This is a genomic window from Nonomuraea sp. B1E8, assembly GCF_039871515.1.
Lineage (GTDB): Bacteria > Actinomycetota > Actinomycetes > Streptosporangiales > Streptosporangiaceae > Nonomuraea.
In genome coordinates this window covers 166,768-192,944 of sequence record NZ_JBDPLS010000002.1, presented here as the reverse complement: position 1 = coordinate 192,944, position 26,177 = coordinate 166,768, and the positions used below count along the sequence as shown (strand labels likewise).

Below are 26,177 nucleotides of genomic sequence, written 5' to 3'. Positions count from 1 at the left end.
GACGACCGAGGCAGCCGCGCAGCACAAGATGGCCCGACGCACGACTGCACCCCCACCTGAGGACTTCGAGGAGCGGATCGTCGACATCGACGTCTCCTCCGAGATGCGCACGAGCTACCTCGAATACGCCTACTCGGTGATCTACCAGCGCGCCCTGCCCGACGCCCGTGACGGCCTCAAGCCGGTGCAGCGGCGCATCCTCTACTCGATGAGCGAGATGGGCCTGCGCCCCGAGCGCGGCCACGTCAAGTCCTCGCGCGTCGTCGGCGACGTCATGGGCAAGCTGCACCCCCACGGCGACAGCGCCATCTACGACGCGCTCGTCCGGCTGGCGCAGCCGTTCTCCATGCGCCTGCCGCTCGTGGACGGCCACGGCAACTTCGGCTCCCCCGACGACTCACCCGCCGCCATGCGTTACACCGAGGCCAGGCTGGCCCCGGCGGCGATGCTCATGGTCGAGTCGCTCGACGAGGACACCGTCGACTTCAAGCCCAACTACGACGGCCAGGAGACCGAGCCCACGGTCATGCCGTCGGCGTTCCCCAACCTGCTGGTCAACGGCACGAGCGGCATCGCGGTCGGCATGGCCACCAACATGGCGCCGCACAACCTCACCGAGGTCGTGGCCGCCGCCCGCCACCTGATCAAGAAGCCCGAGGCGACGCTCGACGAGCTGATGAAGTTCGTGCCGGGGCCCGACCTGCCGACCGGCGGTTCGATCATCGGGCTGCAGGGGGTGCGCGACGCGTACGAGTCGGGGCGTGGCACGTTCCGCATGCGCGCCACGTGCGCGGTCGAGCAGATCACCCCGCGCCGCAAGGGCATCGTCGTCACCGAGCTCCCCTACAACGTCGGCCCCGAGCGCGTGGTCACCAAGATCAAAGAGCTGGTGACCAGCAAGAAGCTGCAGGGCATCGCCGATCTCAAAGACCTCACCGACCGGCACAAGGGCCTGCGCCTGGTCATCGAGATCAAGAACGGGTTCATCCCCGAGGCCGTGCTGGAGGAGCTCTACCGGCTGACGCCGATGGAGGAGACCTTCGGCATCAACAACGTCGCCCTCGTCGACGGCGAGCCGCGCACGCTCGGGCTGCGCGAGATGCTCCAGGTCTATGTCGACCACCGGCTCGAGGTCGTGCGCCGCAGGTCGGAGTTCCGGCGCCGTAGGCGCGAGGAGCGCCTGCACCTGGTCGACGGCCTCATCATCGCGCTGCTCAACATCGACGAGGTCATCCAGGTCATCCGTTCCTCCGACGACTCGGCCCAGGCGCGCACCCGCCTGATGGACGTCTTCGAGCTGTCCGAGGTCCAGGCCGCCTACATCCTCGACACGCCCCTGCGCCGGCTGACCAAATACGACAAGCTGGAGCTCGACCGCGAGAAGCAGACGCTGAGCGACGAGATCGCCGCGCTGACCGAGATCCTCTCCTCTCCGGCCAGGCTCCGCCAGGTGGTCTCGGGCGAGCTGGCCGACGTGGCCAAGCGCTACGGCACGCCGCGCCGGACCGTCCTGCTGGAGGCGCCGGGCGTCGCCCGCACCCCGATCCAGTCGCTCCAGGTGGCCGACGACCCGTGCCTGGCGCTGATGTCCTCGACCGGCCTGCTGGCCCGCACCTCCGACGCCTCGCCGCTGGCGGGCGAGGGCGACCGCACCGCGCACGATGTGCTCGTCTCCGTCGTCCGCACCTCCGTGCGCGGCGAGGTGGGCGTGGTCACGTCGCACGGCCGGCTGATCCGCGTCCAGGTCGTCGACCTGCCGACGCTGCCGCCCTCGGCCAACCCGCCGTCGTTGTCGGGCGGCCATCCCGTCTCCGAATATGTCTCGCTCGAGCCCGACGAGAAGGTCGTCGGCCTCGGCTCCCTCGACCCCGACAGCCCCGGCCTGGCCCTGGGCACGGCGCAGGGCGTGGTCAAACGGGTGGTGCCCGACTACCCGGCCAACCGCGACGACTTCGAGGTCATCACCTTGAAAGAAGGCGACCGCGTGGTGGGCGCCGTCGAGCTGGTGTCGGAGAGCCACGACCTGGTGTTCATCTCCTCCGACGCCCAGCTCCTGCGCTACTCCGCCGCGCTGGTGCGCCCGCAGGGGCGTCCCGCGGGCGGCGTGGCGGGCATCCGCCTCGACGGGGACGCGCGGGTGATCTGGTTCGGCGCCGTCGACCCCGAGCGGCCCGGCCATGTGGTCACGATCGCCGGCTCCTCCACGGCGCTGCCCGGCACGCAGGTGGGCGGCGGCAAGGTGTCCGACTACGCGGAGTTCCCGGCGAAGGGCCGGGCCACGGGCGGCGTCCGCGCTCAGCGGTTCCTGAAGGGCGAGGACGAACTCCTGCTGGCCTGGGCCGGACCCGCTCCGGCCAAGGCGGTCTCCACGGTGGGCAAGCCGGTGCCGCTGCCGGAGGAGCTCGGCAAGCGCGACGGCTCGGGCGTCCGCCTCACCCACACGATCGGCGCCATCGGCGGCGCCATCGCCGCCGATCCTGCCGCCCTGCCCTCCGCCGGCGGCGAGACGCCCCTGGAGGAGTGACCGAGGCGCACGTTCACCGGCTCCGTGTCGATGGGAAGTGTCCCGGCACCGGCGGCTCCGCACCCTGCGACGGAGTCGTCGAGGTGCCGGCTCGCGCGCTTGGACGGGAGCGGCGACGCCGCACACCTCTACCGACCTGCTGTCCCGGTCGATCCGCTGACGCGGTGCTCATGAACGCGGCGGTCGCGCGGTCGTGATGGGGACTGGCCCCGGTGTGGGCGGGGTCAGTCCCCATCCCGGTCCCGGCGGCCCGGCCCGGGGAGCAGTCCCCATAGCCCGGGCCGGGGTCGCTGGACCGGGAGCCCGCGTTCAGCCGGCGCAGAGGCAGAACGGGTGCCCGGCCGGGTCGAGGAACACCCGGAACGCGTCGTCCTCGCTCGGCTGGTGCTCGTGTTTGCGCGCCCCGATCCCGACGGCCCGCGCCTCGGCCTCGTCCATGTCGTCCACGGTGAGATCGAGGTGGATCTGCTGGGGGTGTCGCGGGTCGGGCCAGGCCGGCGGCCGGTGGTCGGGGGCGAGCTGGAAGGCCAGCCGTCCGGACGACCCGCCGTCGGAGACCACCACCCAGTCCTCCTCGACGGACGTGACCGGCCACCCGAGGAGGTTCGAGTAGAACTCCGCGAGCCCTTCGGGGTCCGGGCAGTCCAGCACGATGGTGCGGAACCGCGCGATGCCGCTCATCAATTCACCTTCCCGGCCCGTTTTGCCTGGCCGATCGGAGACAAGAATGTTGCCATGGCTGCCAACTCGTTCATGGTTCCGCTCGGCACTCCCGCGCCGGCCTTCGACCTGACCGCCATCGACGGCGGGAGCGTTTCACTGGAGGACCTCAAAGGTTCTCCCGCCACGCTGGTGATCTTCCTGTCCAACCACTGCCCCTACGTACGGCATATCGAGGACGGCATCGGAGCCCTGGCCGCCGACTACGGCGCGAGACTGTCGATCGTCGCCATCTCCAGCAACGACAGCGTGAACTACCCGGATGACGACCCGACACACCTGGCGGAACAGGCCGAGCGAGCCGGATTCACGTTCCCGTACCTGCTGGACGAGACGCAGGAGGTGGCCAAGGCCTACCGGGCGGCGTGCACGCCCGACTTCTTCCTGTACGACGCGCAGATGCGGCTCGCCTACCGGGGAGAGTTCGACGGCGCGCGGCCGGGCAACGCGGAACCGGTGACCGGCGCGTCCCTGCGGGCGGCCATCGACGCCGTGCTGGCGGGCGACCCGGTGCCGGAAGAACAACACCCGTCGCTCGGGTGCGGCATCAAGTGGAAGCCGGGCAACGCACCCGTCTGATCGTTCGCGGGTCCCCTCAACCGGAGGCCGCGATGGCGGACGGGATCGCGAGCAGCAGTTCGTGCGGTTCGCCGCCCTCCCAGTGCCGGATCAGCCGGGTGCCCGCCTCTCCCGGGTCGAAGCCCTCGCAGCCCAGCGGCCCATAACAACCCGCCTCATCCAACATGATGATCAGCGGATCGTCGTCGGGGAGACCGGCCGCGTAGGCGGCGGTGTCGAGGAGCGCCAGCGCACTCCTGGCGTTACGGCCACCGTCGTTGGACTCCACGCGGTCGAGGCGGCGCCAGGCTTGGACGCGGAGAAACGCGGCGAGGGATTCGGACCTACTCACGAGTAACCTTCTTCGATCCCGTACATACGGCTACGACATCATCACGCAGAGCGAAGGGCATTCGTGGGAGGTTTGCCAAGTCGGGCCATTCGTGACCCCCGGAGAGCATGAAGTGCGGAGGGTGAGGGATATTTGTGGTCATGACAGCGTTCGACGACCTGTACGCCGCCAACGCGACGTTCGCCAAGGAGTTCGAGAACTCCACCCTAACCGGCCGGGCTGCCCGCGGGCTGGCCGTGGTGACCTGCATGGACTCCCGCATCGACCCGCTCGGACTGCTGGGTCTCAAACCGGGCGACGCCAAGATCCTCCGCAACGCGGGCGCCCGGGTGACGGACGACGTACTGCGCACCCTGGTGCTGGCCGTCTACCTGCTGGGAGTCGATCGGGTGCTGGTGATGCCGCACACGGACTGCGGCATGTCCAAGGTGACGGACTCCGACGTGCACGCGCTCGCCGGCGAGCAGGGAGTCGACACCCGCAGCCTGGAGTTCCACACCGTGCCCGACCAGGACGAAGCGCTGCGCCACGATCTCATGCGGATCCGCAGCACCCCGTTCCTGCCGCAGGACATGCCGGTGGCCGGCGCCATCTACGACGTCCACACCGGCCTGCTGACCCCGGCCCCGAGACAGGCGTCCGACGCGGCCTGACGTCCGTTCCCTTCCGTGAGGGAGCGTCGCGTCCGGCCTCCAGTGTGAACGCACCCGCCGATCGCGAACGCTCTCCGGCCGCGACCGTCCCTCCCGGACCAACCGCCCGGCGAACCGGCTCATCGCAGGCGCCCTCGCACCCTTCCTCGGGTGCCTGGAGCCGGCTCGCGGGCCCGTTCAGCGCGCCCCGCAGCCGACCCGCGGGTTCCTTCGGCGCGACCCGCAGCCGACCCGCGCGTTGCTTCAGCGAACCCCGAAGCCGCTCGCGGTCTCCTTCAACGCCGCCCCGGAGCCGGCTCGCGGGCTCCTCCAGTCGGCCCCGAAATCGGCTCGCGGGCCCTCCAGGAGCATGGGAGCCGGGCCCGCCTCACAGCCACATTCGCTCTCCGTAGCCTCAAACATCCCTGTCGCCACGCCACCGCACGGATGGCCTGGGAGACCACGGACCGGGCTCGTTCCGCCCCTCAGGGGCCGCTCCAGCGCCGTACAGGGCACAGGACGCGACCGGCATCACAGCAGCATCGTGGACACCGGGAAACGCAGAAGCGGTGGAGCACCCGACGTCGCCGCCGAGGCGTTCCACGCGGGCCTCGGCAGCCAGGGGGCGTCAGGCGTCGATGTGGTCGCGATCCACCTCGGCGGCGCTGTTGACGATGAACTCGCGGCGCGGCGCCACGTCGCTGCCCATCAGCAGGCTGAAGATGCCCTCGGCGCCCTCGGCGTCCTCGATGCGGACCCGCCGCAGGATGCGGTGGCGGGGGTCCATCGTCGTCTCGGCCAGTTGGTCGGCGTCCATCTCGCCCAGGCCCTTGTAACGCTGCACCGGATCCTTCCAGCGCTTGCCGCGCCGCTCCAGATCGCGCAGCACCTTCTGCAACTCTCCGTCGGAGTAGCAGTAGATGTATTTCTCCTTGCCCCGGCCGGGGTTGGTCAGCTCGATGCGGTGCAGCGGCGGCACCGCGGCGAACACGCGCCCCGCCTCCACCATGGGCCGCATGTAGCGGTGGAAGAGGGTCAGCAGCAGGCAGCGGATGTGGGCGCCGTCGACGTCGGCGTCGGCCATGAGGATGACCTTGCCGTAGCGGGCCGCCTCGATGTCGAACGAGCGCCCCGAGCCGGCCCCGACCACCTGGATGATGGCGGCGCACTCGGCGTTCTTGAGCATGTCGCTCACGGACGCCTTCTGCACGTTGAGGATCTTGCCCCTGATCGGCAGCAGCGCCTGGAACTCCGAGTCACGGGCCAGCTTGGCCGTGCCCAGCGCCGAGTCGCCCTCGACGATGAACAACTCGCTGCGGTCGACGTCGTCGCTGCGGCAGTCGACCAGCTTCGCCGGGAGCGCGGAGCTTTCCAGCGCGCTCTTGCGCCGCTGGTTGTCGCGGTGCTCGCGGGCCGCGATGCGGGCCTTGGCCGCCGCGACGATCTTCTCCAGGACGGCCCTGAGGGGCTGCTTGTAGCCGCGCGGCGGGTTGGCGAACAGCTCTTTGAGCTCGCGGGAGACCACGTGGGAGACGATGCGGGTGGCCGCGGAGGTGCCGAGCACCTCCTTGGTCTGGCCCTCGAACTGGGGCTCGGGAACGCGGACGGTGACCACGCCGGTCAGGCCCTCGGAGATGTCGTCCTTGGTCACCGGATCGTCGCCGTTTTTCAGCAGGCGGGTCTCGCGCAGCACCTCGTTGATCGTGCGCACCAGCCCGCGCTCGAAACCGGACAGGTGGGTGCCGCCCTTGGGCGTGGCGATGACGTTGACGAACGAGCGCACGGTCGACTCGTAGCCCTTGCCCCAGCGGACCGCCACGTCGACGAGGAGCTCGCGCTCCATCTGCGTGGGCGTCATGTGGCCCTGGTCGTCGAGGACCGGCACGGTCTCGTGGAAGTGGCCGGCGCCCTGCAGGCGCAGCACGTCGCAGACGGCCTCGTCGCGGGCCAGGAACTCGGTGAACTCGGAGATGCCGCCGTCGAAGCGGAACTCCTCCTCGATGCGCTCCTCGTGCCTGCTGTCATAGACCGCCAGGGTCAGCCCCGGCACCAGGAACGCGGTCTGGCGCAGCCGCACGTGGATCTCGTCGAGCGAGACCTCGGCGTCGGGCAGGAAGATCTGCTTGTCGGCCCAGAAGCGCACGCGCGTGCCGGTGACGTTTTTCGGCAGCTTGTCGCCGACGCGCAGCCCGGACTTCTTCTTGAACTTGGCCGTCGGCCCCTCACCGTCGAAGATGCCGGTGACGCCGCGGCGGAAGCTGATCTCGTGCACCCGGCCGTGGAGGTCGACCTCCACGTCGAGCCGCGAGGACAGGGCGTTGACCACGGAGGCGCCGACGCCGTGCAGGCCGCCGGACGCGGCGTAGGCGCCGCCGCCGAACTTGCCGCCCGCGTGCAGCTTGGTATAGACCAGCTCCACACCGGCCAGGCCGCTCTTGGGCTCGACGTCCACAGGGATGCCGCGGCCGTTGTCGCGCACCTCGATGGAGCCGTCGGCGTGGAGCTCGACCTCGATGCGGTCGCAGTGGCCCGCGAGAGCCTCGTCGACGCCGTTGTCCACGATCTCCCAGAGGCAGTGCATGAGCCCGCGGCTGTCGGTGGACCCGATATACATGCCGGGTCGCTTGCGGACGGCCTCGAGGCCCTCAAGCACCGACAGGTGACGAGCCGTGTAACCCGCCTCCACTAGCGTCACTCCAGCTCCCCTGGGTCTAGGCATCGAACACGTGTGCGTAGCTTACCGTTCTTCCCACACGCGCGCGTACAAGCTTGCCATGGAGCCGCGTTTGCTGTTACCAAGCGGCTGATCATCATTACTTCCGGACACATTCTGCTCTGGGCGTAGCGAGGGGGCGGTTGGGAACGTCCACGTCCGGTTAGATGTTGTTCCAAGTGACTGACGCCAGATCCTCGCTTCGGCGGGGGTGACCCGAAAGGCGATACGTGACTGGAGCTCTCGCCCCCGTTAAGCCGCTGACGGCCCTCGACCGCTGCGACCGCTGCGGTGCCCAGGCCTACATTCGCGCGACCCTGCCTGTGGGTGGGGAGCTGCTGTTCTGCGCCCATCATGGGCGTCAGCACATCGCAGCGCTGCGTGAAAAGGGCGCCGACATCCTGGACGAGTCGGCTCGCCTCAGCGAAACCCCAACTGTTGCCCCCAACGACGAGCGCTGACCGGCGCTGGTCGTGATGAGATAACCACATAGCGCGTAACAGCGCGGCGACCCCGGGCGTGCCCGGGGTCGCCGCGCTGCGTTCACCCGGCCGCCGGCAACCCCTTTCCAGCAGGTGCACCCGCTACGCCGGCCACCCGCCCGGCAGTCGGATCCCACGACCGGGTCAAGGTCACGAGGTGCTCCGCATCCGCCGCACTCCCCGCTCGAACGGACAGTGTGCGAAAGCCGTCGGCTGTCACACGGGCGTGATCTCCCTCTTCCGTCGCAGGGCTGGTTCGGACGTTGCCCGATCGTTCGTCAGGCAGGTCCGGGACGTTCCACGGTTCGCGCGGGCTGGACAGGCGCATCCGCTGCCCGGGCCGGCACGCCGGCCACCCGGTAGTGATAGCTTCCCGCGAGCTCGAACCCTTCGCCCCGGTAGAGGGCCTGTGCTCCCTCGTTCCTGGCGGTGGTGACCAGGTAGGCGGAGCGCGCGCCCGCGTGCCCGGCCAGGGCCCGCAGCACCGCGCGCGCCAGCCCTCGCCGGCGGGCGCCGGGCACCGTGGCCATGCAGTAAACCCCCAGCGTGTCCCCCTGCGGCACACCCCGCCCGACGGACAACGCCACACCATCCTCCTCGTACGCCGCATACCAGGCCGGCACTCCGGTGCAGATGCGCTCGGCGTGCTCGATCCCCGCGCCGTAGCGCCCGTCCACGGCCCACCACGTCTCCAGCCAGCCCCGCCACGGCCGATCCTGGATCCTGACCTTGTACGCGGGCACGTTCCCCGGCGCGCCGGCCATGATCACGGTCGGATCGACCAGCTCGTACCCTCTCCGTTCCAGCTCCTCGTCCAGGCCGGGCGCGGCGTTGAGCCCCAGCGAGAAGACGCAGCGCTGCCCGCGCGTGTCGTAGAACGCCTCCGCGGCCTCGATGGCGCCGCCGAGATCGGCAGGGGCGTGCAGCGGCAGCACGGAGTTGGCCCGCTTGGTCACACCACCGGCGTAACGCAGCACCCATCCGTCATGTACGCGATGCTCGTAGGCAGGCCAGGCCTCATGCACCAGCACGTCGAAGTCCATTCGCGCAGCCTAACCACCTCGCCCACCACCCCGACGAACCACCCGGCGCCCCCGAAACCATGCTCTCCCACGGAAACCCAACCAACTCGGCATCCCACGCCCACGACCACGCGCCATCCCGGGCGAACGGCCATCCACGGCTGACGAGCGTTCGCCCACAAGGGAGAGGGCACGAACAGGGGACGGAACGGGGGCCGGAGCCCACGAACGAAGTCTCAGGGCAACCTCGCGGGCGGACGATGGTCATCGATTCGGCGAAGCGGACGGCCCAGGAGGCGCCGTCGCGGCGCTCAGCCGTCTCCACCTGGTGAGCGTCTCCCTGGACAGAGCCCGGCCCCGGTCGGCGGCTGGGGACCACCTGGCCTGCCGTAAAGAATGACGAGCACCCCTAGGCTGGGGCTGTGCTGATTCTGTTGCCGCCGTCGGAGGGGAAGGCGGCGGAAGGCAGCGGCCCGCCCGTCGGCGAGCTGTCGTTCCCCGCCCTGGACAGATCCCGCAAGCGGGTGATGACCGCGCTCGTGCGGGCGTCCAAGCGCCGTGACGCCATCGACGTGCTCGGCCTGACGCCGGGCCTGGCGGGCGAGCTGGCCAGGAATGTCGCGCTGAAGACGGCTCCCACGCTGCCCGCTGCCGACCTCTACACCGGCGTGCTCTACGACAACCTCGGGCTGCGCACCTTGGACGGCGGGGCCCGGAGCCGGGCCGAGGAGACGCTGCTGATCTTCTCCGGCCTCTGGGGTGTGGTGCGGATCACCGACCGGATTCCGCCCTACCGCCTGTCGATGGGCGTCAACCTGCCTCCACTCGGAGGGCTGGGCGCGTTCTGGCGGCCGCAGGTCTCGAAGGTGCTGGACGGCATCCCGGGGCTGGTGGTGGATCTCCGCTCGGCCACGTACGCGAGCGCCTGGCAGCCTGGGGAGCGTTCGGTGACGGTCCGGGTGCTCAGGGACGGCAAGGTGGTCAGCCACATGGCCAAGGCCACCCGGGGCGAGATCGCCCGAGCCCTCCTGCAGCAGGGCACCACCCCCACGAGCCCCGACGAGCTGGTCAAGGTGCTCGACGCGCTGGGCTACCGCGTCGAGGCGGCAGCGCCCACGCGCGCCGGCCGCTCATGGACGCTCGACGTGCACGTCTCCTAGCCAACACCCCGCACTCGACGCACGCCCCACCCCCAACGCACACGACCCCCACTGTCGGGCACGAACGCCGCCGCCCCGCCCGGACGGGTCCGGGCGGGGCGGCGGGGTGATGCGGCCGATCAGTCCAGGTAGTCGCGCAGGACCTGGGAGCGTGACGGGTGGCGCAGCTTGGACATGGTCTTCGACTCGATCTGGCGGATGCGCTCACGGGTGACCCCGTAAACCTTGCCGATCTCGTCGAGCGTCTTCGGCTGGCCGTCGGTGAGCCCGAAGCGCATCGAGACGACGCCCGCCTCCCGCTCCGACAACGTGTCGAGAACGGAGTGCAGCTGCTCCTGGAGCAGCGTGAAGCTGACGGCGTCGGCGGGGACGATGGCCTCGGAGTCTTCGATGAGGTCACCGAACTCGCTGTCTCCCTCCTCGCCCAGCGGGGTGTGGAGGGAGATGGGCTCGCGGCCGTATTTCTGGACCTCGACGACCTTTTCGGGCGTCATGTCGAGCTCGCGGGCCAGCTCTTCCGGCGTGGGCTCGCGGCCGAGGTCCTGCAGCATCTGCCGCTGGACGCGGGCCAGCTTGTTGATCACTTCGACCATGTGGACCGGGATGCGGATGGTCCGCGCCTGGTCGGCCATGGCACGCGTGATCGCCTGCCGGATCCACCACGTGGCGTAGGTGGAGAACTTGTAGCCCTTGGTGTAGTCGAACTTCTCGACGGCCCTGATCAGGCCCAGGTTGCCTTCCTGGATCAGGTCGAGGAACAACATGCCGCGGCCGGTGTAGCGCTTGGCCAGCGAGACCACGAGCCGGAGGTTGGCCTCCAGCAGGTGGTTCTTCGCCCGGCGGCCGTCTTCGGCGATCCACTCCAGCTCGGCTTTGACATCGACGGGGAGCCCTTCGGTCTCGCCGCCGCCGAGCTGCTCCTCGGCGAACAGGCCCGCCTCGATGCGCTTGGCCAGCTCGACCTCCTGCTCGGCGTTGAGCAGGGGGACCTTGCCGATCTGCTTGAGGTAGTCCTTCACCGGGTCGGCGGTGGCACCGGCGGCGGCGACCTGCGCCACCGGGGCGTCATCGTCGTCGTCGGAGAGGATGAGGACCTCTTCCTCGGTCTTCTCCACGGTGACTTCGGCGGCCTTGGGCTCCTCGGCCTCGTCGTCGGTGTCGGAGTCGCCCTCCGCCTCGGAGTCGCCCTCGGCGACGATCTCCTCGTCGTCGACTTCGATGTCTTCGAGGTCTTCCAGCTCCACGTCGCCGTCGAGCTCGATGTCGTCGTCGTCTCCGTCGGCGCGCGGGGCCTCGGGTGCCTTCGGCTTGGTCTCGGCAGGCCCAGCGTTCTTCGGCTCGGCCTTCTTGGCGGCGGCTGCGGCCGCGGCCTTCTTCGCCGCCGGAGCGGCCTTCTTGGCAGGGGCCGCCTTCTTGGCGGCCGGCTCGGCTTCAGCGGTGCCCACGACCGCGGTCACGGTCTCGGGCTGCTGCTCTTTGGCGGCCGCCGCCGTCTTGGTCTTGACGGGGGCGGCGGTGCGGCGCTTTGCTGGACCACGAGACTTCTTCGGCGCAGCCGAATCCGCGGCGGTCACCACCACGGTCACGCCCTCTTTGCTGAGGTTCCGCAAGAACGCGGCGGCGTGCGACATGGGGATGTCCGCCTCCTCGAAGGCCTGACGGACATCCTCAGACTCGAGGAAACCCTGCGAGCGCCCACGCTCGAGCAGTCGCTGAATGACGGGCTCGTTCAGCTCTTGTGGCTTCGAGCGAGTCGAACTTGCAGGCGACACGAACACCTCTCGAACGAACGCGTGGCGACAATGGACCCAGATGCCCGCTGGGGGGCTGTTGCCTCTCTCGGAGATCGGTGAGGCCGTGCGGACCGCGACGGACCTGCACAGCATTGTGGCACGACCCCGCACTCCATACGGCCACCTCCCGGCGGTTGACCTCCACCCTAGGCCGACCGAGACAGTAGTGCGTACGTAAGCGGGGCACCGATACCCGAAAGCAACCGTTATGACTGTTTCATTCAGTCACTCTTCGTGACTGGCGGCACGTGAATTGCTAGCGCGGTAACGTCATCATCTTGTTCATATCCAGACAACATCCGGTCAACCAGGAAGTCCAGCAACATGTGAGGACTACTCACGACTTCAGGCGGCGCTTCGGTCACAACACTGCAAATCTCTGCGAGACCGGCATCCAGCCCGCGCTTCCTGTTCTCCACGAGCCCGTCGGAGTAGAGCACGGCTGTATGGCCGGGCGGCACCACGAACCGGAACTGCCTGCGGCTGGTCGGCCAGCCTAGCGGAGTGCCGGGCTCCGCGTCGCACAGGATCGCCGTGCCCTGGGGCGAAACCAGCACGGGCGGCGGATGCCCGGCCATGGCCAGCGTGCCCTCACCGGTGACGGGCTCGACGACCATGTAGGCCAGGGTCGTGACCTGCTCTTCCTCTTCCGTGGCCTCGAAGACCCGGTCGAGCCCGGTGAGCACGGCCGCGGGCGGCGGGTTGGTCAGCGCCAGGGCCCGCATCGCGTTGCGGATGCGGCCCATGCCGGCGGCGGCCTTGACACCCTTGCCCATGACGTCGCCCACGACCGCCGCGACACGCCCGTCCTGCAGGACGAAGGCGTCGTACCAGTCGCCGCCGACCTGGACGTGGCGGCTGCCCGAACGGAAGCGCTGGGCCAGCACGAGGCCCTTGACCACCGGCAGGCGGTCGGGCAGCAGGCTGCGCTGCAGCGTCTCGGCGGTGCGGTGCTCACGCTCGAACAGCGTGGCCCGCTCGACCGCCAGGGCGCACTGGCCGGCCAGCGCCTCCAGGAAGACGCCGTCCTCCTGGGAGATCTTCTGGGGCCGGGTGAAGGAGAATCGGAGCGCTCCCAAAGCCCGTCCGGCGGCCAGCAGCGGCAGCCCCACCCAGGCGCGCTCGTCGCTGTGGGCGAGGTAGTTGCCCAGGACGTCCTCGTCGCCGCCCGCCTCCAGCAGCTGGGCCTTCAGCGACTCGGGAGACTCGGCGAAGACCGGCCTGCGGCTGTTGACCGCCATGGTCATCACGCTGGAGCTGGACAGCGGGATCTCCTCGCCGGAGGGGCCGGACGCCTCGGGGATGCCCTCGCCGTTGATCAGCTTGAGCGCGGCCCTGTCGGTGTCGAGCAGCGCCACCGCCGAGCGGTCGGCGGCCAGGGCGGTGCGGCCCACGTCGATGATGACCTGGACCACCTGCTCGACCGTCAGCGCCTCCGCGAGCATGGCGGTGGCGCCCTGCAGCCGGGCGGTGCGCAGGGCGGCGGCGCCGAGCTGGTCGGTCAGCCTGCCGCGCATCTCCTCGGCCTCGCGCTGCGGGGTCACGTCGGTGTTCGCGCCGACCCACTCGACGACGCGGCCGTGGCGGATGATCGGCACGGCCCGCACCTCGAAGTGACGGTAGCCGCTGGCCCGGGTGCGCACGCGGTAGTTCCACTCGAACATGGTGCGCCCGCGCAGCGCCTCCCTCCAGGCCTCCTCGGTCTGCTGGCTCTCGTCCGGGTGCACGACGTCCAGCCAGCCGTTGGCGAGGTATTCCTCCAGGCCCTGGCCGGTGATGGCGCGCCACTGCGGCGCGTCCTCGACGACCGCGCCCGTGGGCGAGGTGATCCACACCAGCTGCGACTGCGCCTCGACCAGCGAGCGGTAGCGCTCCTCGCTACGGCGCAGCGCCTCCTCGGTCTGGCGGCTCTCGGTCACGTCGAGCCCGATCAGCGCGATCGCCCGCAGCTCGCCGGCGTCGTCGTGGACCGGCGAGAACGACAACGACCAGTGCCGGGTGTCGCCCTCCGCCGACCGCACGCGCACGCGGCCCTCGGTGACCGGCGCGTCGCTCTCGATGACGGCCTGCACGGCGTGCGTGATGATCTGGCTCAGGTCGGCGGCCAGCACCTCGACGGGCTGGCGGCCCGCCATGCGCTCCGCGGGCACGCCGACGACGTCGCTGAAGACGTCGTTGACCCGCTGGACGCGGCCGTCGGGGTCGAAGAACGCGAAGGCGAACTCTGCCTCCGACAACATGCCCTTGAAGAGGGCGGAGTCTGAGATGTCCACATCCGACTCCCGGGGACGGGGAACGGAGGTCTCGGCGCTCATGGTCGGCACCTCCGTCGCGTGCCAGGGTCTCCCACGCGGCACATCTCCATAATCGTGTATCGGCGTAGCGCAGCTCCGGGCGACCGGATCCTGCAGTACATCATCGGCGATGGGCACGCGCGGACGGAAGCCCCCGCCGGTGCCCGGTCGCCTCTAGGGTCTACGCATCCTGTCAAAGTCGCTCCACTTTGCGCAGCAAGATCAGGTTACCGCGCCCGATAATCGGGGCGCTTGCCCGCCACGGTCATCGGGCCTCGGCCGCGCGCTTGGCCTCTTGCTTGGCGGCGCGCACCCGGCTCAGACTGTCGGCGTCGACCACGTCGGCGACCGATCTGTGCGCACCCTCCTCGCCGTAGAGCCCGGCCGCCTCTCGCCAGCCTGACGGCTGGACCCCCAGCTGCTTCCCCAGCAATGCCAAGAAGATCTGGGCCTTCTGCCTGCCGTATCCCGGAAGGGCGTTCAGTCGTTTGAACAAGTCCTTGCCGTCGGCGGCCTCGGCCCAGATTTGCTCGGGCCTGCCGTCGTAGTGTTCCACCAGGTAGGCCGCGAGTTGCTGGATGCGGCCCGCCATCGCCTTGGGATAGCGGTGCACGGCCGGCGGCTGGGCCAGCAGCGCGGCGAACTCCCCCGGGTCGTAGGAGGCGAGCTCCTCGGCGGTGAGGTCGTGACCCAGCCGCTGGGAGATGGTGTGAGGCCCCGTGAACGCCCACTCCATGGGGATCTGCTGGTCGAGCAGCATGCCGACGAGCAGGGCGAGCGGGCTGCGGCCGAGGAGCTCGTCTGCCTCGCTCCGCTGGGCGAGCTGGATGCGCATGGAGACAGCTTCGCATGAAAGGGCACCGGGTGAAGTGAACACAGGCGTCGTGGAGGCTTGACACCCGTCCAAGAAAGGGTGGAATGAGAGCGCAAGTCGCCCTGCAGACGTTCCTAGGGGTTTGCCCCTAGGTCTCCAGAGGAATCTCACTCCTATGCTCGCTCTGGCCACACGGTTCCTGCGCGAACCGGTCAGTCTCAGGCTGGCCGAAGAGTTCCTGACCGTACCCGTGGACACGATCGACCGCTGCGTGGCCGACGTGTGCGCGTGTGCGCAGCATCTGGGCGTCACCGCGACCCCGGAGATCGTGGAACGCATCGCCCGCGAGCACCTGCTCGCGATCGTGAACTCCGCGCCTCCGCCGCGGAGTTCCCGTTGACGTGACGTGGCGAGCGTCCTGCGGCGTGTTCCCGCAGGACGCCGGACGCGGGTCACCGGCATGACCCTGTCGATAACATCGGGGTCACCGGGCCGTGTTCTCCGCACCGTTCGTGCCTGGAATACGAGAGAGTGAGGGCGTGCGCCGACACCGACGAGAACCCCGGGAGAGCACTCCGCCCGACGACGTGTTCAAGGAGATGGTGCAGGCGGCTCGAGAGCTGCTCGCCGTACGCACTCCTCTGGACGCGGAGTTGATGGTCTCCGACATGATCGGGGCCTGGTGGGGCCGGCGGGTCAGAGGCGGCGACGTGGAGCAGGTGCTCGGCGAGGGGCTGGTCGACTACGCGGCCAAGGCCGGCACGCCGGCCTCGCTGACCCTGCTGATGTGCCTGGCCTACCTGGGCACGGCCCGCCAGGGCGCCAAGGCCGAGGGCGCGGCGCTCGCGATGATGGAGTCGGGGGTGGCCAGGCCGGGCTGGGCCGACCGGGTGGGCGCGGTGAAACCGGCCGGCTGCTACGTCTCCCGCGACGCCTACGGCGACCAGGACACGGTGATCTGCACGTTCTCCTACCGGTGGAACGACGGCGAATTCCCCGCCGACCGCCACGCGCTCGTCATGGTCGTCGACTACAACATGAGCGGCATGACCCGCGACGCCTGGGTCTCCTCCCAGGTCGACAAGCTGCTCGAACAGGCCAGGGCCGAGGCGGCGGGCAACCCGATGCTGCTGTTCGAGGAGATCCAGCCGGAGCAGGCCAGGGCGCTGCTGGAGTCGGCGATGAAGGCCACGAAGGAGCCCAAGACCCCGCCGCCGGTGAGCGACAGCTACAGCGCCTACCACGCGTTCGCCAGGGCCAGGCTGAAGGCGCTGCCGCCCGGGCGCAAGCGGCCGGCGCCGCTGCACATCGAGGCCCCCTACAGCAGGGAGCGGCGGGCCATGCTGGCGGCGGAGTTCCTGGCCTCCGACGCGGCCGAGCACCTGTCCGACCCCTCGGCCGCCTCCCGCTGCGCCGACCACATCATCGACTACGGCTGCGAGCAGGACTTCAACCGGCCGTTGCGGGTCAGCCCCACCAAGTGCGAGACGTTCCTGCTCGACTGGCTGCCGCGCAAGGTGATGCTGAGCGTGGCGGAGCAGGAGGCGATGCCGCACGTTCTGGCGGCGTGGGTGCGCTTCGCCGCCCACCGCACGGGGCTGCCCGAGCAGGGGCTGAAGGCCACGCTCGACGCGGTGTGGGAGGCCATCGGCAAGTTCCCCGAGGCCTACCGGGATCCGACCTCGTTCGGCCTCGACCGGCCGCTGCTGGAGCGCCTGCTGCCGGACGGCGACCTGTCGGCCCTGGCCAGGCGGGTCTTCGCCTTCCCCTTCCTGCAGGGCACGCACAACGGCGTCGACCTCGACCACCTCAACCCCGCCGACGAGGCCGACCGCCGCACGCTGCTCGAGATCGACCACGGCGGCGCGATCGATCAGGAGCACCTGGCCTGGCACGAGGAGATCGCCACCCGGCTGTGGGAGGGCGACCCGCCGCAGTTGTGGGAGGCCGCACAGCGCCTGCTCGATCTCGGGCACGACCGCCACGACGTCCTCCACGTGCTGATCGAGATCGCTGAGCGGATCGGCGACGACCCGGAGGAGCTCGCGGCTGCTCTCGACGACATCGCCGACATTCCCGACGGGATCTAGCACGCCATAGAATTTCGTTCTATGGCGATGTACAGCCGCGTCGGCGAAGGCCGTTACCGCGCGTCGGAGCACACCCAGGGCCCGTGGGACCCCGGCTCGCAGCACATGGGTCCCGTCACCGCCCTGCTCGTGCACGAGCTGGCCCGCACGGCGCCGCGGCCCGGCCTCCAGCTGTCCAGGCTGGTGGTCGACGTGTTCGCGCCCGTGCCCGTGGCCGAGTTGCGGGTCGAGACCGACGTCGCCCGTGACGGCAAGCGCGTGCAGTGCCTGTCGGCGAGCGTCCACTCCGGCGGCCGCGAGTTCGCCAGGGCGAGTGCCTGGCGCATCCGCGAGGCCGGCACACCCGCCACCCCGGCGCAGAAGCCGCCCGCGCCGGTCCCGCCGCGTTCCGAGGAGCACGCGCGCTCGTGGCTGGGCTCCGGCTTCGGGTACGGCAGGGCGCTCGACTGGCGTTTCGTCACCGGCAGCCCCATGACGCCCGGCCCCGCCACGGTCTGGGGCAGGCTCGGCATGCCGCTGGTCGAGGGCGAGGAGATCACCCCGCTGGAGCGCCTGGCGGTGTTCGCCGACAGCGGCAACGGCGTCAGCCTCGCCGTGGACTTCGCCACGCACCTCTTCGTGAACGTGGACCTGACGATCTCCTTGTTCCGGTCGCCCGAAACGGAGTGGGTCTGCATGGAGGCGGCGACCGTGCTCGGCCCGGCCGGCCGCGGGCTGACCCGTTCGACCCTGTATGACGAGAATGGCGAGGTGGGGACGGCCACTCAGACTCTGTTCGTCGCACCACGCCGGCCGTGAAGCGCCATGATGGTGCCATGGTGATCGACCTCAACGCGGATCTCGGCGAGGGCTACGGCATCTGGCGGCTCGGCGACGACACGGCGCTGCTCGACATCGTCACGAGCGCCAACGTGGCCTGCGGTTTCCACGCCGGCGACCCGGTGACGATCCGGCGCACGTGCGCGGCGGCCGTCGACCGCGGCGTGGCGATCGGGGCGCAGGTGTCCTACCGCGACCTTGCGCATTTCGGACGCAGGGAGATGGAGCTCGAGCCGGAGGAACTCTGCGCCGAAGTGCTCTACCAGCTCGCGGCCGTCGACGGCATCGCCAGGGCGATGGGCGGCCGGGTGTCCTACGTCAAGCCCCACGGCGCCCTCTACAACCGGATCTGCCGCGACAAGGTGCAGGCGGGAGCGGTGATCGACGCGGTGGCCGACTACGATCCCTCGCTGCCGGTGCTCACGCTGCCCGGTTCGGTCGTGCACGAGGCGGCGGCGGCCGCCGGCGTGCCGACAGTGAACGAGGCGTTCGCCGACCGCGCCTACACCCCCGAGGGGATGCTGGTCCCGCGCAGGGAGCCGGGCGCGGTCATCCACGACGTCGCCGTGGTGGCGGCCCGTGCCCGCCAGATGGCCGTGGAGGGCTCCGTGACGGCCTCCGACGGGAGTTCCGTCCCGCTGAGCGCCCGTTCCATCTGCGTCCATGGAGACACGCCTGACGCGGTCGCGCTGGCGCAGGGGGTCCGCGACGCGCTGCTGGCGGCCGGGGTCGTCCTGCAGGCGTTCACGTGATCCGCAGGGCCGGGGAGCACGGGCTGCTCGTCGAGACGGGCTCGCTCGAGCTGTCGCACCGGCTGGACGCGGCGCTCCGGGCGGACCGGCCCGCCGGGGTGGTGGAGATCGTGCCGGGGCCCGCGACCGTGCTCGTGGTGGCGCCCGGGGCGGATCAGGCGTGGTTGCGCGATCGGCTGGCGGCGGTCGTCGCCGACGAGCGGGGCAAGGCCGGCGGCGGGTCGGCCGAGGGGCCCGTCGTGACGATTCCCGTGACCTATGACGGCGCGGATCTCGATGCGGTGGCGGCGCTGGCCGGCATCTCCGCGGACGAGGTCGTCGCCCGGCATTCCGGGCGCGAGCTGGTCGTGGGGTGGCTGGGGTTCGCCCCGGGGTTCGCCTACCTCACCGGGCTCGATCCGGTGCTGGAGTCGCCCAGGCTCGCCACGCCGCGCACGTCGGTGCCCGCCGGGTCCGTGGCGATCGCGGGCCCCTACTCCGCCGTCTATCCGACCGCCTCGCCCGGCGGGTGGCGGCTGCTCGGGCGCACGTCCGTGCGGGTGTGGGACGTCACGGCTGACCCTCCGTCACTGTTCAGGCCGGGCATGCGCGTGCGGTTCGTACGCGAGGGAGCGCCGCCGTCATGAAAGGCGGGCTACCAGGGCAGCTGAGGAAGAGGGTGGCAGATGGCGACCGAGCCCGCCGGACGGAGTGAGGCCACGGGCACGTGATGATCGAGGTGCTGGCGCCCGGTCCGTACGCGACCGTGCAGGATCTCGGGCGGCCCGGTTACGCCCACCTCGGCGTGCCCCGTTCGGGGGCGGCCGACGCGCCGAGCCTGCGGCTGGCCAACCGGCTCGTGGGCAACGCGGAAGGGCTGGCGGGGATCGAGCTGACGTTCGGCGGGGCCTGGTTGCGCTTCCACGACGGCGGGTGGGCGGCGCTGGCAGGCGCCCCGGTGACGGTGGCGGTCGCCCCCGGCGGGGAGGGCACGGGTCCGCTCGAGGCCGCCAGGAGGGCGGGCGCGCGGGCCGGCATGGGAGTGCCGTTCTGGGTGCCCGCGGGGGCGGAGCTGCGTCTGGGGACGCCTGCCTGGGGGTTGCGCACCTACCTGGCCGTGCGCGGAGGGATCGCGGCCGAACCGGTGCTCGGCAGCCGGTCCACCGACTCGCTGTCGGGGCTCGGCCCCGAGCCGCTGCGGGCGGGCGCGCTGCTGCCGGTGGGCCCGCACCGGGGTGACACCGCGGGGGGCGTCGTGGCCGGCACCGCGGGGGGCGTCGTGGCCGGCACCGCGGGGGGCGTCGTGGCCGGCACCGCGGCCGGCACCGCGGCGGGGATCGTGGGCGGCATCGTCGCCGACCTCGCGCCCCTGCCCGGGCCCCGGCCCGCCGTGCTGCGCGTCCTGCCGGGGCCGCGCGACGACTGGTTCACGCGGGACGCGACGGAGGCGCTGTGCGCCGGGCCGTACGTGGTGAGCCAGGACAGCAACCGGGTCGGCGTGCGCCTGAGCGGCCCCGAGCTGGTGCGGGCCATGGAGGGCGAGCTGCCGAGCGAGGGCATGGTGGCCGGGGCCGTGCAGGTGCCTCCGAGCGGGCAGCCGATCGTCTTCCTCGCCGACCATCCGCCGACGGGGGGCTACCCGGTGATCGCCGTCGTGACGGCCGCGGACCTGCCGGTGGCCGCCCAGCTGAGGCCGGGTGACGAGGTCAGGTTCACAGGACGACCCGCCCGCTGACGCAGGTGACGACCGAGCCGCCCACCCAGACCTCGCCCTGCTCGCCGGTGGAGACGTGCACCCGTCCCGCTCGCCCGAGCGCGGTGCCCTGGCTGGCCACGTACGGCGCCGTGGCCCGGCCGGTCCGCAGCAGCCACTGTGCCACCGACGCGTTCAGGCTGCCCGTCACGGGATCCTCGACGAAGGCGTCCTGGGCGGGGGTGAAGGCCCGCACCTCGAAGGCGCACGGCGAGCCCTCCGGGTACGGCCCCACCACGCCCACGTCGTGCGGGACCGGGCCCGGACTGAGCGCGAGCACCGCGTCGGCGTCGGCGAGCAGCACCGCCACCCAGCCGGGGCCGTTGTCGGCCCACTCGACGTCGACCATGTCGTCCCGGGAGATCCGCAGGCTCTCGGCGATCCGCTCGACGAGCTCGCCCTCCACGGGTCCCGAGCGCAGCAGCGGCGGCGCCTGGAACGCGAGCCCGGCGTCCGTCCCCCGCAACCGGATGAGCCCGGCCGCGCACTCCTGCGTGATCTCGCCGCCCTCGCGCGGCACTCCCCCGGCCTCGAGCCAGGCGTGGCAGGTGCCCAGCGTCGGGTGCCCGGCGAAGGGCAGCTCCCCGTCCGGGGTGAAGATCCGCACCCGGTAGTCGGCCTCCGGCGCGACCGGCGGCAGCAGGAACGTGGTCTCCGACAGGTTGGTCCACGCGGCGAACCGCTGCATCTCCTCGGTGCTCAGGCCTTCGCCGTCGAGCACCACGGCCAGCGGGTTGCCGCGGTAGGGGACAGTGGTGAAGACGTCCACCTGGCTGAATGCGCGCATCACACGACGGAGTCTTCCAGGTGGGGGCTTTCCCCGTCGCCGTGCCACCCCCAGACTGGTCGATGTGGCGGATCGGCCCGGGCAACTGAGCGGGTCTCATGTGCCCAGGGTCACCGCGTCGAGGTTGAGGTAGTTGCCGGCGCCCAGCTCCATCCGGATCGTGTTGTGCCCGCGCGCCAGCCTGACCCCGTCGAGCACGGCGGTGCCCCACTGGCCCCAGCCCTGCGTGGCGGGGAAGCGCAGGTCGCCGGCCTGGGCGCCGTTCACCAGGATGCGGCGCCCCGCGTCGCCCGCGCCGGCGGCGTAGCGGAAGCGCAGCTGGTGGGGCCCGGCGCGGCCCACGTTCACGTGAATGGTCAGCGCCTGGTTTGCGGCGTTCCAGCCGGCGAGATAGCCCCTGCCGGTGAAGCCCGGCTGGCTGCTCTCCCCTCCGATGCCCTCGGAGCGCGCGTTCTCGGCCTCGTACACGCCGTTCTCCGGCTGGAGCCCGGCGTTGCCGTCGGGCTTGACGAGCTGGAGCATGCTGACGGGGGCCGCCGCGGTCAGGCTCTGCAGGAACGTGTCAGGCGCGGGCGCGGACCAGTCGGGGCCCATCAGGTCGTCGGAAGGACGCCGGTGCTGCCACGCCTGGGTGGCGTTGCGCTGCAGGAACGGCAGATATTTCGTCTGGCCGTGCCGGGTGACCAGCACGTTGAGATAGCGGACCAGCAGCGCCTTGAAGCCGCCACCGTCGTTGACGCCCTCGTGCAGCAGGGTGCCGCCGTTGGTGAGGTTGGCGGTGGCCCAGTCGGCGGCGGCACCGGCGTCGGCGAGGTAGGAGGCCTCGCCCGTCGCCTCGTGCAGCGCGGCGGCGGCGCCGATGTAGGTGCCGAAGTTGTAGGTGAAGTCCCACTTGACGAGCGTGCCGTCGGCTTCGAAGTGGTCGTAGACGTGCCCGTCCTCCTGCAGGTTCTCCTTGACCCAGGCGAACAGGCTCCGCGCCCGCGACAGGTAGGAGGCCTCGCCCGTCGCGGCGTGCAGCTTGGTGGCGGTGATCGCCGCGGGGGCGTTGGTGGCGACGTTCTTCTGGTCGCGCACGTCGTTGCGCCACCAGATGCCGCCGCCGTGGGTGTCGTCGCGCTCGGCCCAGATCCGGTCGAACAGTTCCTTCGACCGGTTCAGGTACGTCTCGTCCCCCGTCAGCTCGTACGCCCGGGCGCTCGCCAGCGCCCACCACCCGAGGTCGTCGTTGAAGTCGTTGGCGAAGTCCGGGTAGTAGGCGACGAAGCCGGCGTACACGTCGTCGAGCATCCGGCGGTATTCCGGGCTGCGGGTGCGCTCGTAGGCGTCCATCACCAGCTCCCACAGCTGAGCCTCCCACCAGAAGTCGGTGTAGAGCCCGTCTTCCGGCCCGTGGGCGTGCTCGTGCACGCGGTGGTCGCTGTTGGTGTAGAAGTACTTCTTCTCCGGGTCCCAGAAGGCGTCAACGAAGGCCGACATGGCGGCGTCGGCGTCCCGGGGGACGGTGGCGTGGGCCGGGTGGGCGAACAGGCCGGCCTGCAGCAGGCCTGACAACGCGACGCAGAAGGCCACGATGCGCGCTCTCACAGATGCTCTCCTCAGTCGAGATTGTTCTGGGTCAGGACGCGGTCCCCCTGCTCCTGGGCCTTGGCCAGGGTCTGCTGGGCGGTGGCCTTGCCCCCGAGGAACAACTGCAGGTTGGGGATGAGGGCGTCGTCCTCCATCGGCGGGTAGCCGGCGCAGGCCGGCCGGACCTTGGCGTATTCGAGCGTGTCGAGGATCGGCTTCCAGAAGGGGTCGCCGGTGAAGAAGGGATCCTTCGCGGCCTCCACGTTGCCGGGGATGTTCAGGCTGGTCTTGGCCCACTTCAGCGCGTTGTCCTTCTCGGCCGTCCACCACTTGACGAACTCCCAGGCGGCGTCCTTCTGCTTGGCCGCGCGCGGGATCACCAGGCCGAACCCGCCCATGAGGCTGGCCTTGTCACCCTGCGGCCCCGCCGGCGGCGGCACGATGCCGAAGTCGAGGTCCTTGCCGTACTTGCGGTAGGTGGTGATGTTCCACGGGCCCGTGAAGATCATGGAGACCTTGCCGGTGGCGAACGCGTCGGTGCCCTCGCCCAGGCCTGTCTCGAACCCGGTCTGGTAGACGCCGCCCTTGATCATGCGGCTCCAGAGGTCGAGCGCCTGCGCGCCCTGCGGGCTGTTGAAGGTCGTGCGGGCGCAGTCGTCGGTGACCATCTGGCCGCCGGCCTGGCGCAGGTACATGCTGAACAGGCCCGCGTCGTCCATCGACAGCCCGGCGCGGACGAGCTTGCCGCCCTCCCGCCTGGTCAGCTTGATCGCCGCCTGCTCCAGTTCGGCCCAGGTCCGCGGCGGCTCCACCCCGGCCTCCTTCAGGTGGGCCTTGTTGTAGAACAGGGCCCGCGCGTCGACGGTCAGCGGCAGGCCGTACACCTTGCCGTCGTGGGTCAGCTCGCGCACCGCCTCGCCGTAGAACCGCTCGCGCTCGACGCCGTCCTTCTTCATCCGCTCGTCGAGCGGCTCAAGCACGTTCTTGGGCGCGTACGTGGCCGTGCGCCAGCGGTCCCAGAACATGACGTCGGGCGCCTGGCCGGAGGTGGAGGCGGTGAGGAACTTGGTGAGCATGTCCTCCTGCACGACGTACTCGACCTGGATGCCGGGGTGGGTCTTGTTGAAGGCGTCGGTCATCGTTCTGAACTGTTGTTCGCCCTCACCGGACCAGTCGCCCCAGAAGGTCAGCTTGACCACCCCGCCGGCGCCGGAGGAGTCGTCGGAGGACGGGGCGCAGCCGGTGGAGATCACGGTCAGGAGGGCGACGGTGATGACGGCCGGCCGCCCGGGCAGAGTCCAGCGCATCGGCGGCTCTTTCCTTTCTCGGAGATCACAAGGGGTGTCACTTCGAGCCCGTGCCGGTGAAGGCCAGGCCGCGGGTGAGGTAGCGCTGTCCGAAGGCGAACAGCAGGAGGGTGGGCACCATGGCGACGATGGATCCGGCCATGAGCGGCCCGTAGTCGGTCTTCTGGTTGAAGGAGAAGGCGGCCAGGCTCATCTGGATCGTCATCATGTCGGGGTCGTTGAGCACGATCAGCGGCCACAGGAAGCCGTTCCACCCGGCGACGAACGTGAACACCGACAGCGTGGCCAGCGCCGGACGGCACAGCGGCAGGTAGATGCTCCAGAAGATGCGGAACTCGCGGCACCCGTCGACGCGGGCGGCCTCGCCCAGGTCCTTGGGCAGTGCCAGGAAGAACTGCCGCATCATGAACACCGCGAACGCCCCGACCGCGCCGGGCAGGATGACCGCCCAGTACGTGTTGAGCAGCCCGGCCCCGCCCTGGCCGGCGAGGTCGTTGCCGCCTGCCAGCGGCATGCTCCTGACGATGATGAACGACGGCACCAGCGTCACGACGGGCGGCACCATCATCGAGGCCAGCAGCAGCCGGAACAGCAGCCGGTTGCCGCGGAACGCCAGCCGGGCGAAGGCGTAGCCCGCCAGCGCGCCGAGCAGCACGTTGGTCGCCACGCCCGCCACGGCCAGCAGCATGGAGTTGGCGAAGTGCCGGGCGAACGGGACGGTGGTGAACGCCGACCAGTAGTGCTCGAAGGTGATCGAGCCGGGCAGCCACTTGACGGGCAGCGCGATGATGTCCTCGTTCGGCTTGAGCGACGTGCTCAGCGACCACAGGAACGGCAGCAGCATGAACAGCCCCACCGCGGTCAGGACGCCGTAGAAGGCCGTGCGGCCGAGCGCGAGGCGGATCGTTCTGGTGGTCCTGCTGGTGGTCATGCGCATCACTCCGGCACCTGGTCGCGGTTGACCCGCATGTTGATCACCGTGACGGCGACGATGATGATGAAGAGGGTGAAGGCCTGGGCCGAGGCGTAGCCCATCTGCAGCCGGTTGAAGCCGGTCTCGTAGATCTGGTAGACGGGCGTCAGCGTCGTGTTGCCAGGACCGCCTTTGGTCATCACGTACGCCTGGTCGAAGAGCTGGAACGCGCCGATCAGCGACAGGGTCGTGACGAAGAACGTCGTCGTGCGCAGCGAGGGCCAGGTGATGTGCAGGAACGACCGCCAGCGGCCGGCCCCGTCGAGGGCGGCGGCCTCGTACAGGTGGGCGGGGACGTTCTGCAGGCCGGCCAGGTAGATGAGCATGTTGGAGCCCACTCCCTGCCACAGCGTGACGATCACGATGGACACCATGGCCGTGCTGCCGTCGCCCACCCAGGCGGGGCCGGGGATGCCGAAATAGCCGAGGATCTCGTTGATGGGGCCGTAGTGGCTGTTCAGCATCCACGCCCACACGGTCGCGGCGGCGACGGGCGAGGTGACGACCGGGATGAAGTAGACGGTGCGGAAGATCGCCATGCCCGGGAGCCGCCGGCTGAGCGCCAGCGCCAGCGCCAGCGAGAGGGCGATCATGGCGGGCACGAACATCGCGCAGTAGTAGAGGATGTTCTTCAGCGTGGTGAAGAACGTCTCGTCCTCCAGGAGGCGGGCGTAGTTGGCCAGGCCGGCCCAGGACGGAGGCGTGAGCACGTCGTACGCGGTGAAGCTGAGGCCGAAGGCGCCGGCCACGGGCAGCACGGTGAAGACGAGGAACAACACCATCGCCGGCGCGGTGAACACCATCCCGGCGCGTGCCTGGTGGCGGCCCAGTGCCGAACGTTCGGAGGGCCGGCGGTGGGGAGCCGGGCCGGTGGCGGGCCCGCGGATGTCCGGCCCTGTGGCGAGCGTCCTGGTCACGCGGTCTCCTTCGGGACTTCCCGGAGATGTCACTTGTGGGAAAGGTAGAAAGCATGTTGATATAAGTCAATATGTTGGAGATACCAGGATGAAATATCTCTGCAGCAGTGCCCAGGAAGATAGGCGGGTAAGATGGCATATACCTAGCTTTCGCTGACATACCAACT

Annotated in this window: 23 protein-coding genes; 11 read left to right on the top strand and 12 right to left on the bottom strand. The window is 70.4% G+C overall.

The features are described 5' to 3' along the window. Positions 1 to 28 precede the first annotated feature (28 nt). Positions 29 to 2,524: a DNA topoisomerase IV subunit A gene (locus ABGA98_RS09895; protein WP_347617890.1), complete on the top strand. Its 2,496-nt coding sequence runs from the start codon at positions 29 to 31 to the stop codon at positions 2,522 to 2,524. A 309-nt stretch (positions 2,525 to 2,833) separates the two neighbouring features. On the opposite strand, the gene ABGA98_RS09890 is transcribed toward ABGA98_RS09895, so the two are convergent. Next, entirely contained in the window at positions 2,834 to 3,205 is a 372-nt protein-coding gene (locus ABGA98_RS09890; RefSeq protein ID WP_347617889.1) for a VOC family protein, read from the bottom strand. A 54-nt stretch (positions 3,206 to 3,259) separates the two neighbouring features. On the opposite strand from ABGA98_RS09890, the gene ABGA98_RS09885 reads away from it, so the two are divergent. Continuing rightward, the gene (locus ABGA98_RS09885; protein WP_347617888.1) at positions 3,260 to 3,823 is read left to right on the top strand and encodes a thioredoxin family protein; all 564 of its coding nucleotides are present in this window, start codon (positions 3,260 to 3,262) and stop codon (positions 3,821 to 3,823) included. A gap of 16 nt (positions 3,824 to 3,839) precedes the next feature. Here ABGA98_RS09885 and ABGA98_RS09880 read toward each other — a convergent pair whose 3' ends face one another. Next, positions 3,840 to 4,154 carry a hypothetical protein gene (locus tag ABGA98_RS09880; protein WP_347617887.1) on the bottom strand — a complete coding sequence of 105 codons (315 nt, stop codon included), beginning with the start codon at positions 4,152 to 4,154 and terminating at the stop codon, positions 3,840 to 3,842. Positions 4,155 to 4,294: 140 nt separating this feature from the next. Here ABGA98_RS09880 and ABGA98_RS09875 point away from each other — a divergent pair, with 140 nt between their 5' ends. Next, entirely contained in the window at positions 4,295 to 4,807 is a 513-nt protein-coding gene (locus ABGA98_RS09875) for a carbonic anhydrase (RefSeq protein WP_347617886.1), read from the top strand. Positions 4,808 to 5,414: 607 nt separating this feature from the next. On the opposite strand, the gene ABGA98_RS09870 is transcribed toward ABGA98_RS09875, so the two are convergent. After that, entirely contained in the window at positions 5,415 to 7,505 is a 2,091-nt protein-coding gene (locus ABGA98_RS09870) for a DNA topoisomerase IV subunit B (RefSeq protein ID WP_347617885.1), read from the bottom strand. A 224-nt stretch (positions 7,506 to 7,729) separates the two neighbouring features. Here ABGA98_RS09870 and ABGA98_RS09865 point away from each other — a divergent pair, with 224 nt between their 5' ends. Further along, complete coding sequence (locus ABGA98_RS09865; protein ID WP_132342023.1) at positions 7,730 to 7,960, top strand: hypothetical protein; 231 nt, start codon at positions 7,730 to 7,732, stop codon at positions 7,958 to 7,960. Positions 7,961 to 8,259: 299 nt separating this feature from the next. Here the strand turns inward: ABGA98_RS09865 and ABGA98_RS09860 are convergent, their stop codons facing one another. Continuing rightward, positions 8,260 to 9,024, bottom strand: coding sequence for a GNAT family N-acetyltransferase (locus ABGA98_RS09860; RefSeq protein WP_347617884.1), 765 nt, complete (start codon positions 9,022 to 9,024; stop codon positions 8,260 to 8,262). A 401-nt stretch (positions 9,025 to 9,425) separates the two neighbouring features. On the opposite strand from ABGA98_RS09860, the gene ABGA98_RS09855 reads away from it, so the two are divergent. Then, positions 9,426 to 10,163 carry a peroxide stress protein YaaA gene (locus tag ABGA98_RS09855; RefSeq protein WP_347617883.1) on the top strand — a complete coding sequence of 246 codons (738 nt, stop codon included), beginning with the start codon at positions 9,426 to 9,428 and terminating at the stop codon, positions 10,161 to 10,163. A 119-nt stretch (positions 10,164 to 10,282) separates the two neighbouring features. On the opposite strand, the gene ABGA98_RS09850 is transcribed toward ABGA98_RS09855, so the two are convergent. The 3 genes from ABGA98_RS09850 to ABGA98_RS09840 form a co-directional block, all read right to left on the bottom strand. After that, positions 10,283 to 11,935, bottom strand: coding sequence for an RNA polymerase sigma factor (locus tag ABGA98_RS09850; protein ID WP_347617882.1), 1,653 nt, complete (start codon positions 11,933 to 11,935; stop codon positions 10,283 to 10,285). Positions 11,936 to 12,177: 242 nt separating this feature from the next. Continuing rightward, positions 12,178 to 14,271 carry a SpoIIE family protein phosphatase gene (locus ABGA98_RS09845; protein ID WP_347617881.1) on the bottom strand — a complete coding sequence of 698 codons (2,094 nt, stop codon included), beginning with the start codon at positions 14,269 to 14,271 and terminating at the stop codon, positions 12,178 to 12,180. Positions 14,272 to 14,515: 244 nt separating this feature from the next. Then, positions 14,516 to 15,085 (bottom strand): HhH-GPD-type base excision DNA repair protein, encoded by a 570-nt coding sequence (locus ABGA98_RS09840; protein ID WP_347617880.1) that lies wholly within the window; start codon positions 15,083 to 15,085, stop codon positions 14,516 to 14,518. 154 nt (positions 15,086 to 15,239) lie between these two features. On the opposite strand from ABGA98_RS09840, the gene ABGA98_RS09835 reads away from it, so the two are divergent. The 6 genes from ABGA98_RS09835 (at position 15,240) to ABGA98_RS09810 (ending at position 20,439) form a co-directional block, all read left to right on the top strand. Next, the gene (locus ABGA98_RS09835) at positions 15,240 to 15,464 is read left to right on the top strand and encodes a hypothetical protein (RefSeq protein ID WP_132597337.1); all 225 of its coding nucleotides are present in this window, start codon (positions 15,240 to 15,242) and stop codon (positions 15,462 to 15,464) included. Positions 15,465 to 15,663: 199 nt separating this feature from the next. After that, the gene (locus ABGA98_RS09830; protein WP_347618340.1) at positions 15,664 to 17,154 is read left to right on the top strand and encodes a hypothetical protein; all 1,491 of its coding nucleotides are present in this window, start codon (positions 15,664 to 15,666) and stop codon (positions 17,152 to 17,154) included. A gap of 21 nt (positions 17,155 to 17,175) precedes the next feature. Next, positions 17,176 to 17,952 carry a thioesterase family protein gene (locus ABGA98_RS09825; protein ID WP_347617879.1) on the top strand — a complete coding sequence of 259 codons (777 nt, stop codon included), beginning with the start codon at positions 17,176 to 17,178 and terminating at the stop codon, positions 17,950 to 17,952. Positions 17,953 to 17,969: 17 nt separating this feature from the next. Then, a complete protein-coding gene (locus tag ABGA98_RS09820; RefSeq protein WP_347617878.1) occupies positions 17,970 to 18,725 on the top strand; it encodes a 5-oxoprolinase subunit PxpA in 756 nt (251 codons plus the stop codon). Further along, positions 18,722 to 19,351, top strand: coding sequence for an allophanate hydrolase subunit 1 (locus ABGA98_RS09815; protein ID WP_347617877.1), 630 nt, complete (start codon positions 18,722 to 18,724; stop codon positions 19,349 to 19,351). Before ABGA98_RS09820 ends, ABGA98_RS09815 begins: the two co-directional genes overlap by 4 nt. An 83-nt stretch (positions 19,352 to 19,434) precedes the next feature. Then, complete coding sequence (locus ABGA98_RS09810; protein WP_347617876.1) at positions 19,435 to 20,439, top strand: biotin-dependent carboxyltransferase family protein; 1,005 nt, start codon at positions 19,435 to 19,437, stop codon at positions 20,437 to 20,439. Here the strand turns inward: ABGA98_RS09810 and ABGA98_RS09805 are convergent. The 5 genes from ABGA98_RS09805 to ABGA98_RS09785 all read right to left on the bottom strand — a co-directional run bounded on the left by ABGA98_RS09805 (position 20,417) and on the right by ABGA98_RS09785 (position 26,010). Next, positions 20,417 to 21,244, bottom strand: a complete 828-nt coding sequence (locus tag ABGA98_RS09805) for a PhzF family phenazine biosynthesis protein (protein WP_347618339.1) — start codon at positions 21,242 to 21,244, stop codon at positions 20,417 to 20,419. The genes ABGA98_RS09810 and ABGA98_RS09805 overlap by 23 nt on opposite strands. Positions 21,245 to 21,340: 96 nt before the next feature. Next, positions 21,341 to 22,831 carry a glycoside hydrolase family 76 protein gene (locus tag ABGA98_RS09800; RefSeq protein ID WP_347617875.1) on the bottom strand — a complete coding sequence of 497 codons (1,491 nt, stop codon included), beginning with the start codon at positions 22,829 to 22,831 and terminating at the stop codon, positions 21,341 to 21,343. Between the two features lie 11 nt (positions 22,832 to 22,842). Further along, positions 22,843 to 24,120, bottom strand: a complete 1,278-nt coding sequence (locus ABGA98_RS09795) for an ABC transporter substrate-binding protein (RefSeq protein WP_347617874.1) — start codon at positions 24,118 to 24,120, stop codon at positions 22,843 to 22,845. Between the two features lie 37 nt (positions 24,121 to 24,157). Beyond that, positions 24,158 to 25,051: a carbohydrate ABC transporter permease gene (locus ABGA98_RS09790; protein WP_347617873.1), complete on the bottom strand. Its 894-nt coding sequence runs from the start codon at positions 25,049 to 25,051 to the stop codon at positions 24,158 to 24,160. A gap of 5 nt (positions 25,052 to 25,056) precedes the next feature. After that, positions 25,057 to 26,010, bottom strand: a complete 954-nt coding sequence (locus ABGA98_RS09785) for a sugar ABC transporter permease (RefSeq protein ID WP_347617872.1) — start codon at positions 26,008 to 26,010, stop codon at positions 25,057 to 25,059. Positions 26,011 to 26,177 lie beyond the last annotated feature (167 nt).

Coding starts and splice junctions, on each gene's coding strand:
- ABGA98_RS09885 (WP_347617888.1), top strand. CDS start 3,260: ATGGCTGCCAACTCGTTCATGGTTCCGCTCGGCACTCCCGCGCCGGCC.
- ABGA98_RS09835 (WP_132597337.1), top strand. CDS start 15,240: ATGCTCGCTCTGGCCACACGGTTCCTGCGCGAACCGGTCAGTCTCAGG.
- ABGA98_RS09875 (WP_347617886.1), top strand. CDS start 4,295: ATGACAGCGTTCGACGACCTGTACGCCGCCAACGCGACGTTCGCCAAG.
- ABGA98_RS09795 (WP_347617874.1), bottom strand. CDS start 24,120: ATGCGCTGGACTCTGCCCGGGCGGCCGGCCGTCATCACCGTCGCCCTC.
- ABGA98_RS09870 (WP_347617885.1), bottom strand. CDS start 7,505: ATGCCTAGACCCAGGGGAGCTGGAGTGACGCTAGTGGAGGCGGGTTAC.
- ABGA98_RS09860 (WP_347617884.1), bottom strand. CDS start 9,024: ATGGACTTCGACGTGCTGGTGCATGAGGCCTGGCCTGCCTACGAGCAT.
- ABGA98_RS09825 (WP_347617879.1), top strand. CDS start 17,176: ATGGCGATGTACAGCCGCGTCGGCGAAGGCCGTTACCGCGCGTCGGAG.
- ABGA98_RS09840 (WP_347617880.1), bottom strand. CDS start 15,085: ATGCGCATCCAGCTCGCCCAGCGGAGCGAGGCAGACGAGCTCCTCGGC.
- ABGA98_RS09895 (WP_347617890.1), top strand. CDS start 29: ATGGCCCGACGCACGACTGCACCCCCACCTGAGGACTTCGAGGAGCGG.
- ABGA98_RS09845 (WP_347617881.1), bottom strand. CDS start 14,271: ATGAGCGCCGAGACCTCCGTTCCCCGTCCCCGGGAGTCGGATGTGGAC.
- ABGA98_RS09810 (WP_347617876.1), top strand. CDS start 19,435: ATGATCGAGGTGCTGGCGCCCGGTCCGTACGCGACCGTGCAGGATCTC.
- ABGA98_RS09830 (WP_347618340.1), top strand. CDS start 15,664: ATGGTGCAGGCGGCTCGAGAGCTGCTCGCCGTACGCACTCCTCTGGAC.
- ABGA98_RS09820 (WP_347617878.1), top strand. CDS start 17,970: ATGGTGATCGACCTCAACGCGGATCTCGGCGAGGGCTACGGCATCTGG.
- ABGA98_RS09805 (WP_347618339.1), bottom strand. CDS start 21,244: ATGCGCGCATTCAGCCAGGTGGACGTCTTCACCACTGTCCCCTACCGC.
- ABGA98_RS09790 (WP_347617873.1), bottom strand. CDS start 25,051: ATGACCACCAGCAGGACCACCAGAACGATCCGCCTCGCGCTCGGCCGC.
- ABGA98_RS09890 (WP_347617889.1), bottom strand. CDS start 3,205: ATGAGCGGCATCGCGCGGTTCCGCACCATCGTGCTGGACTGCCCGGAC.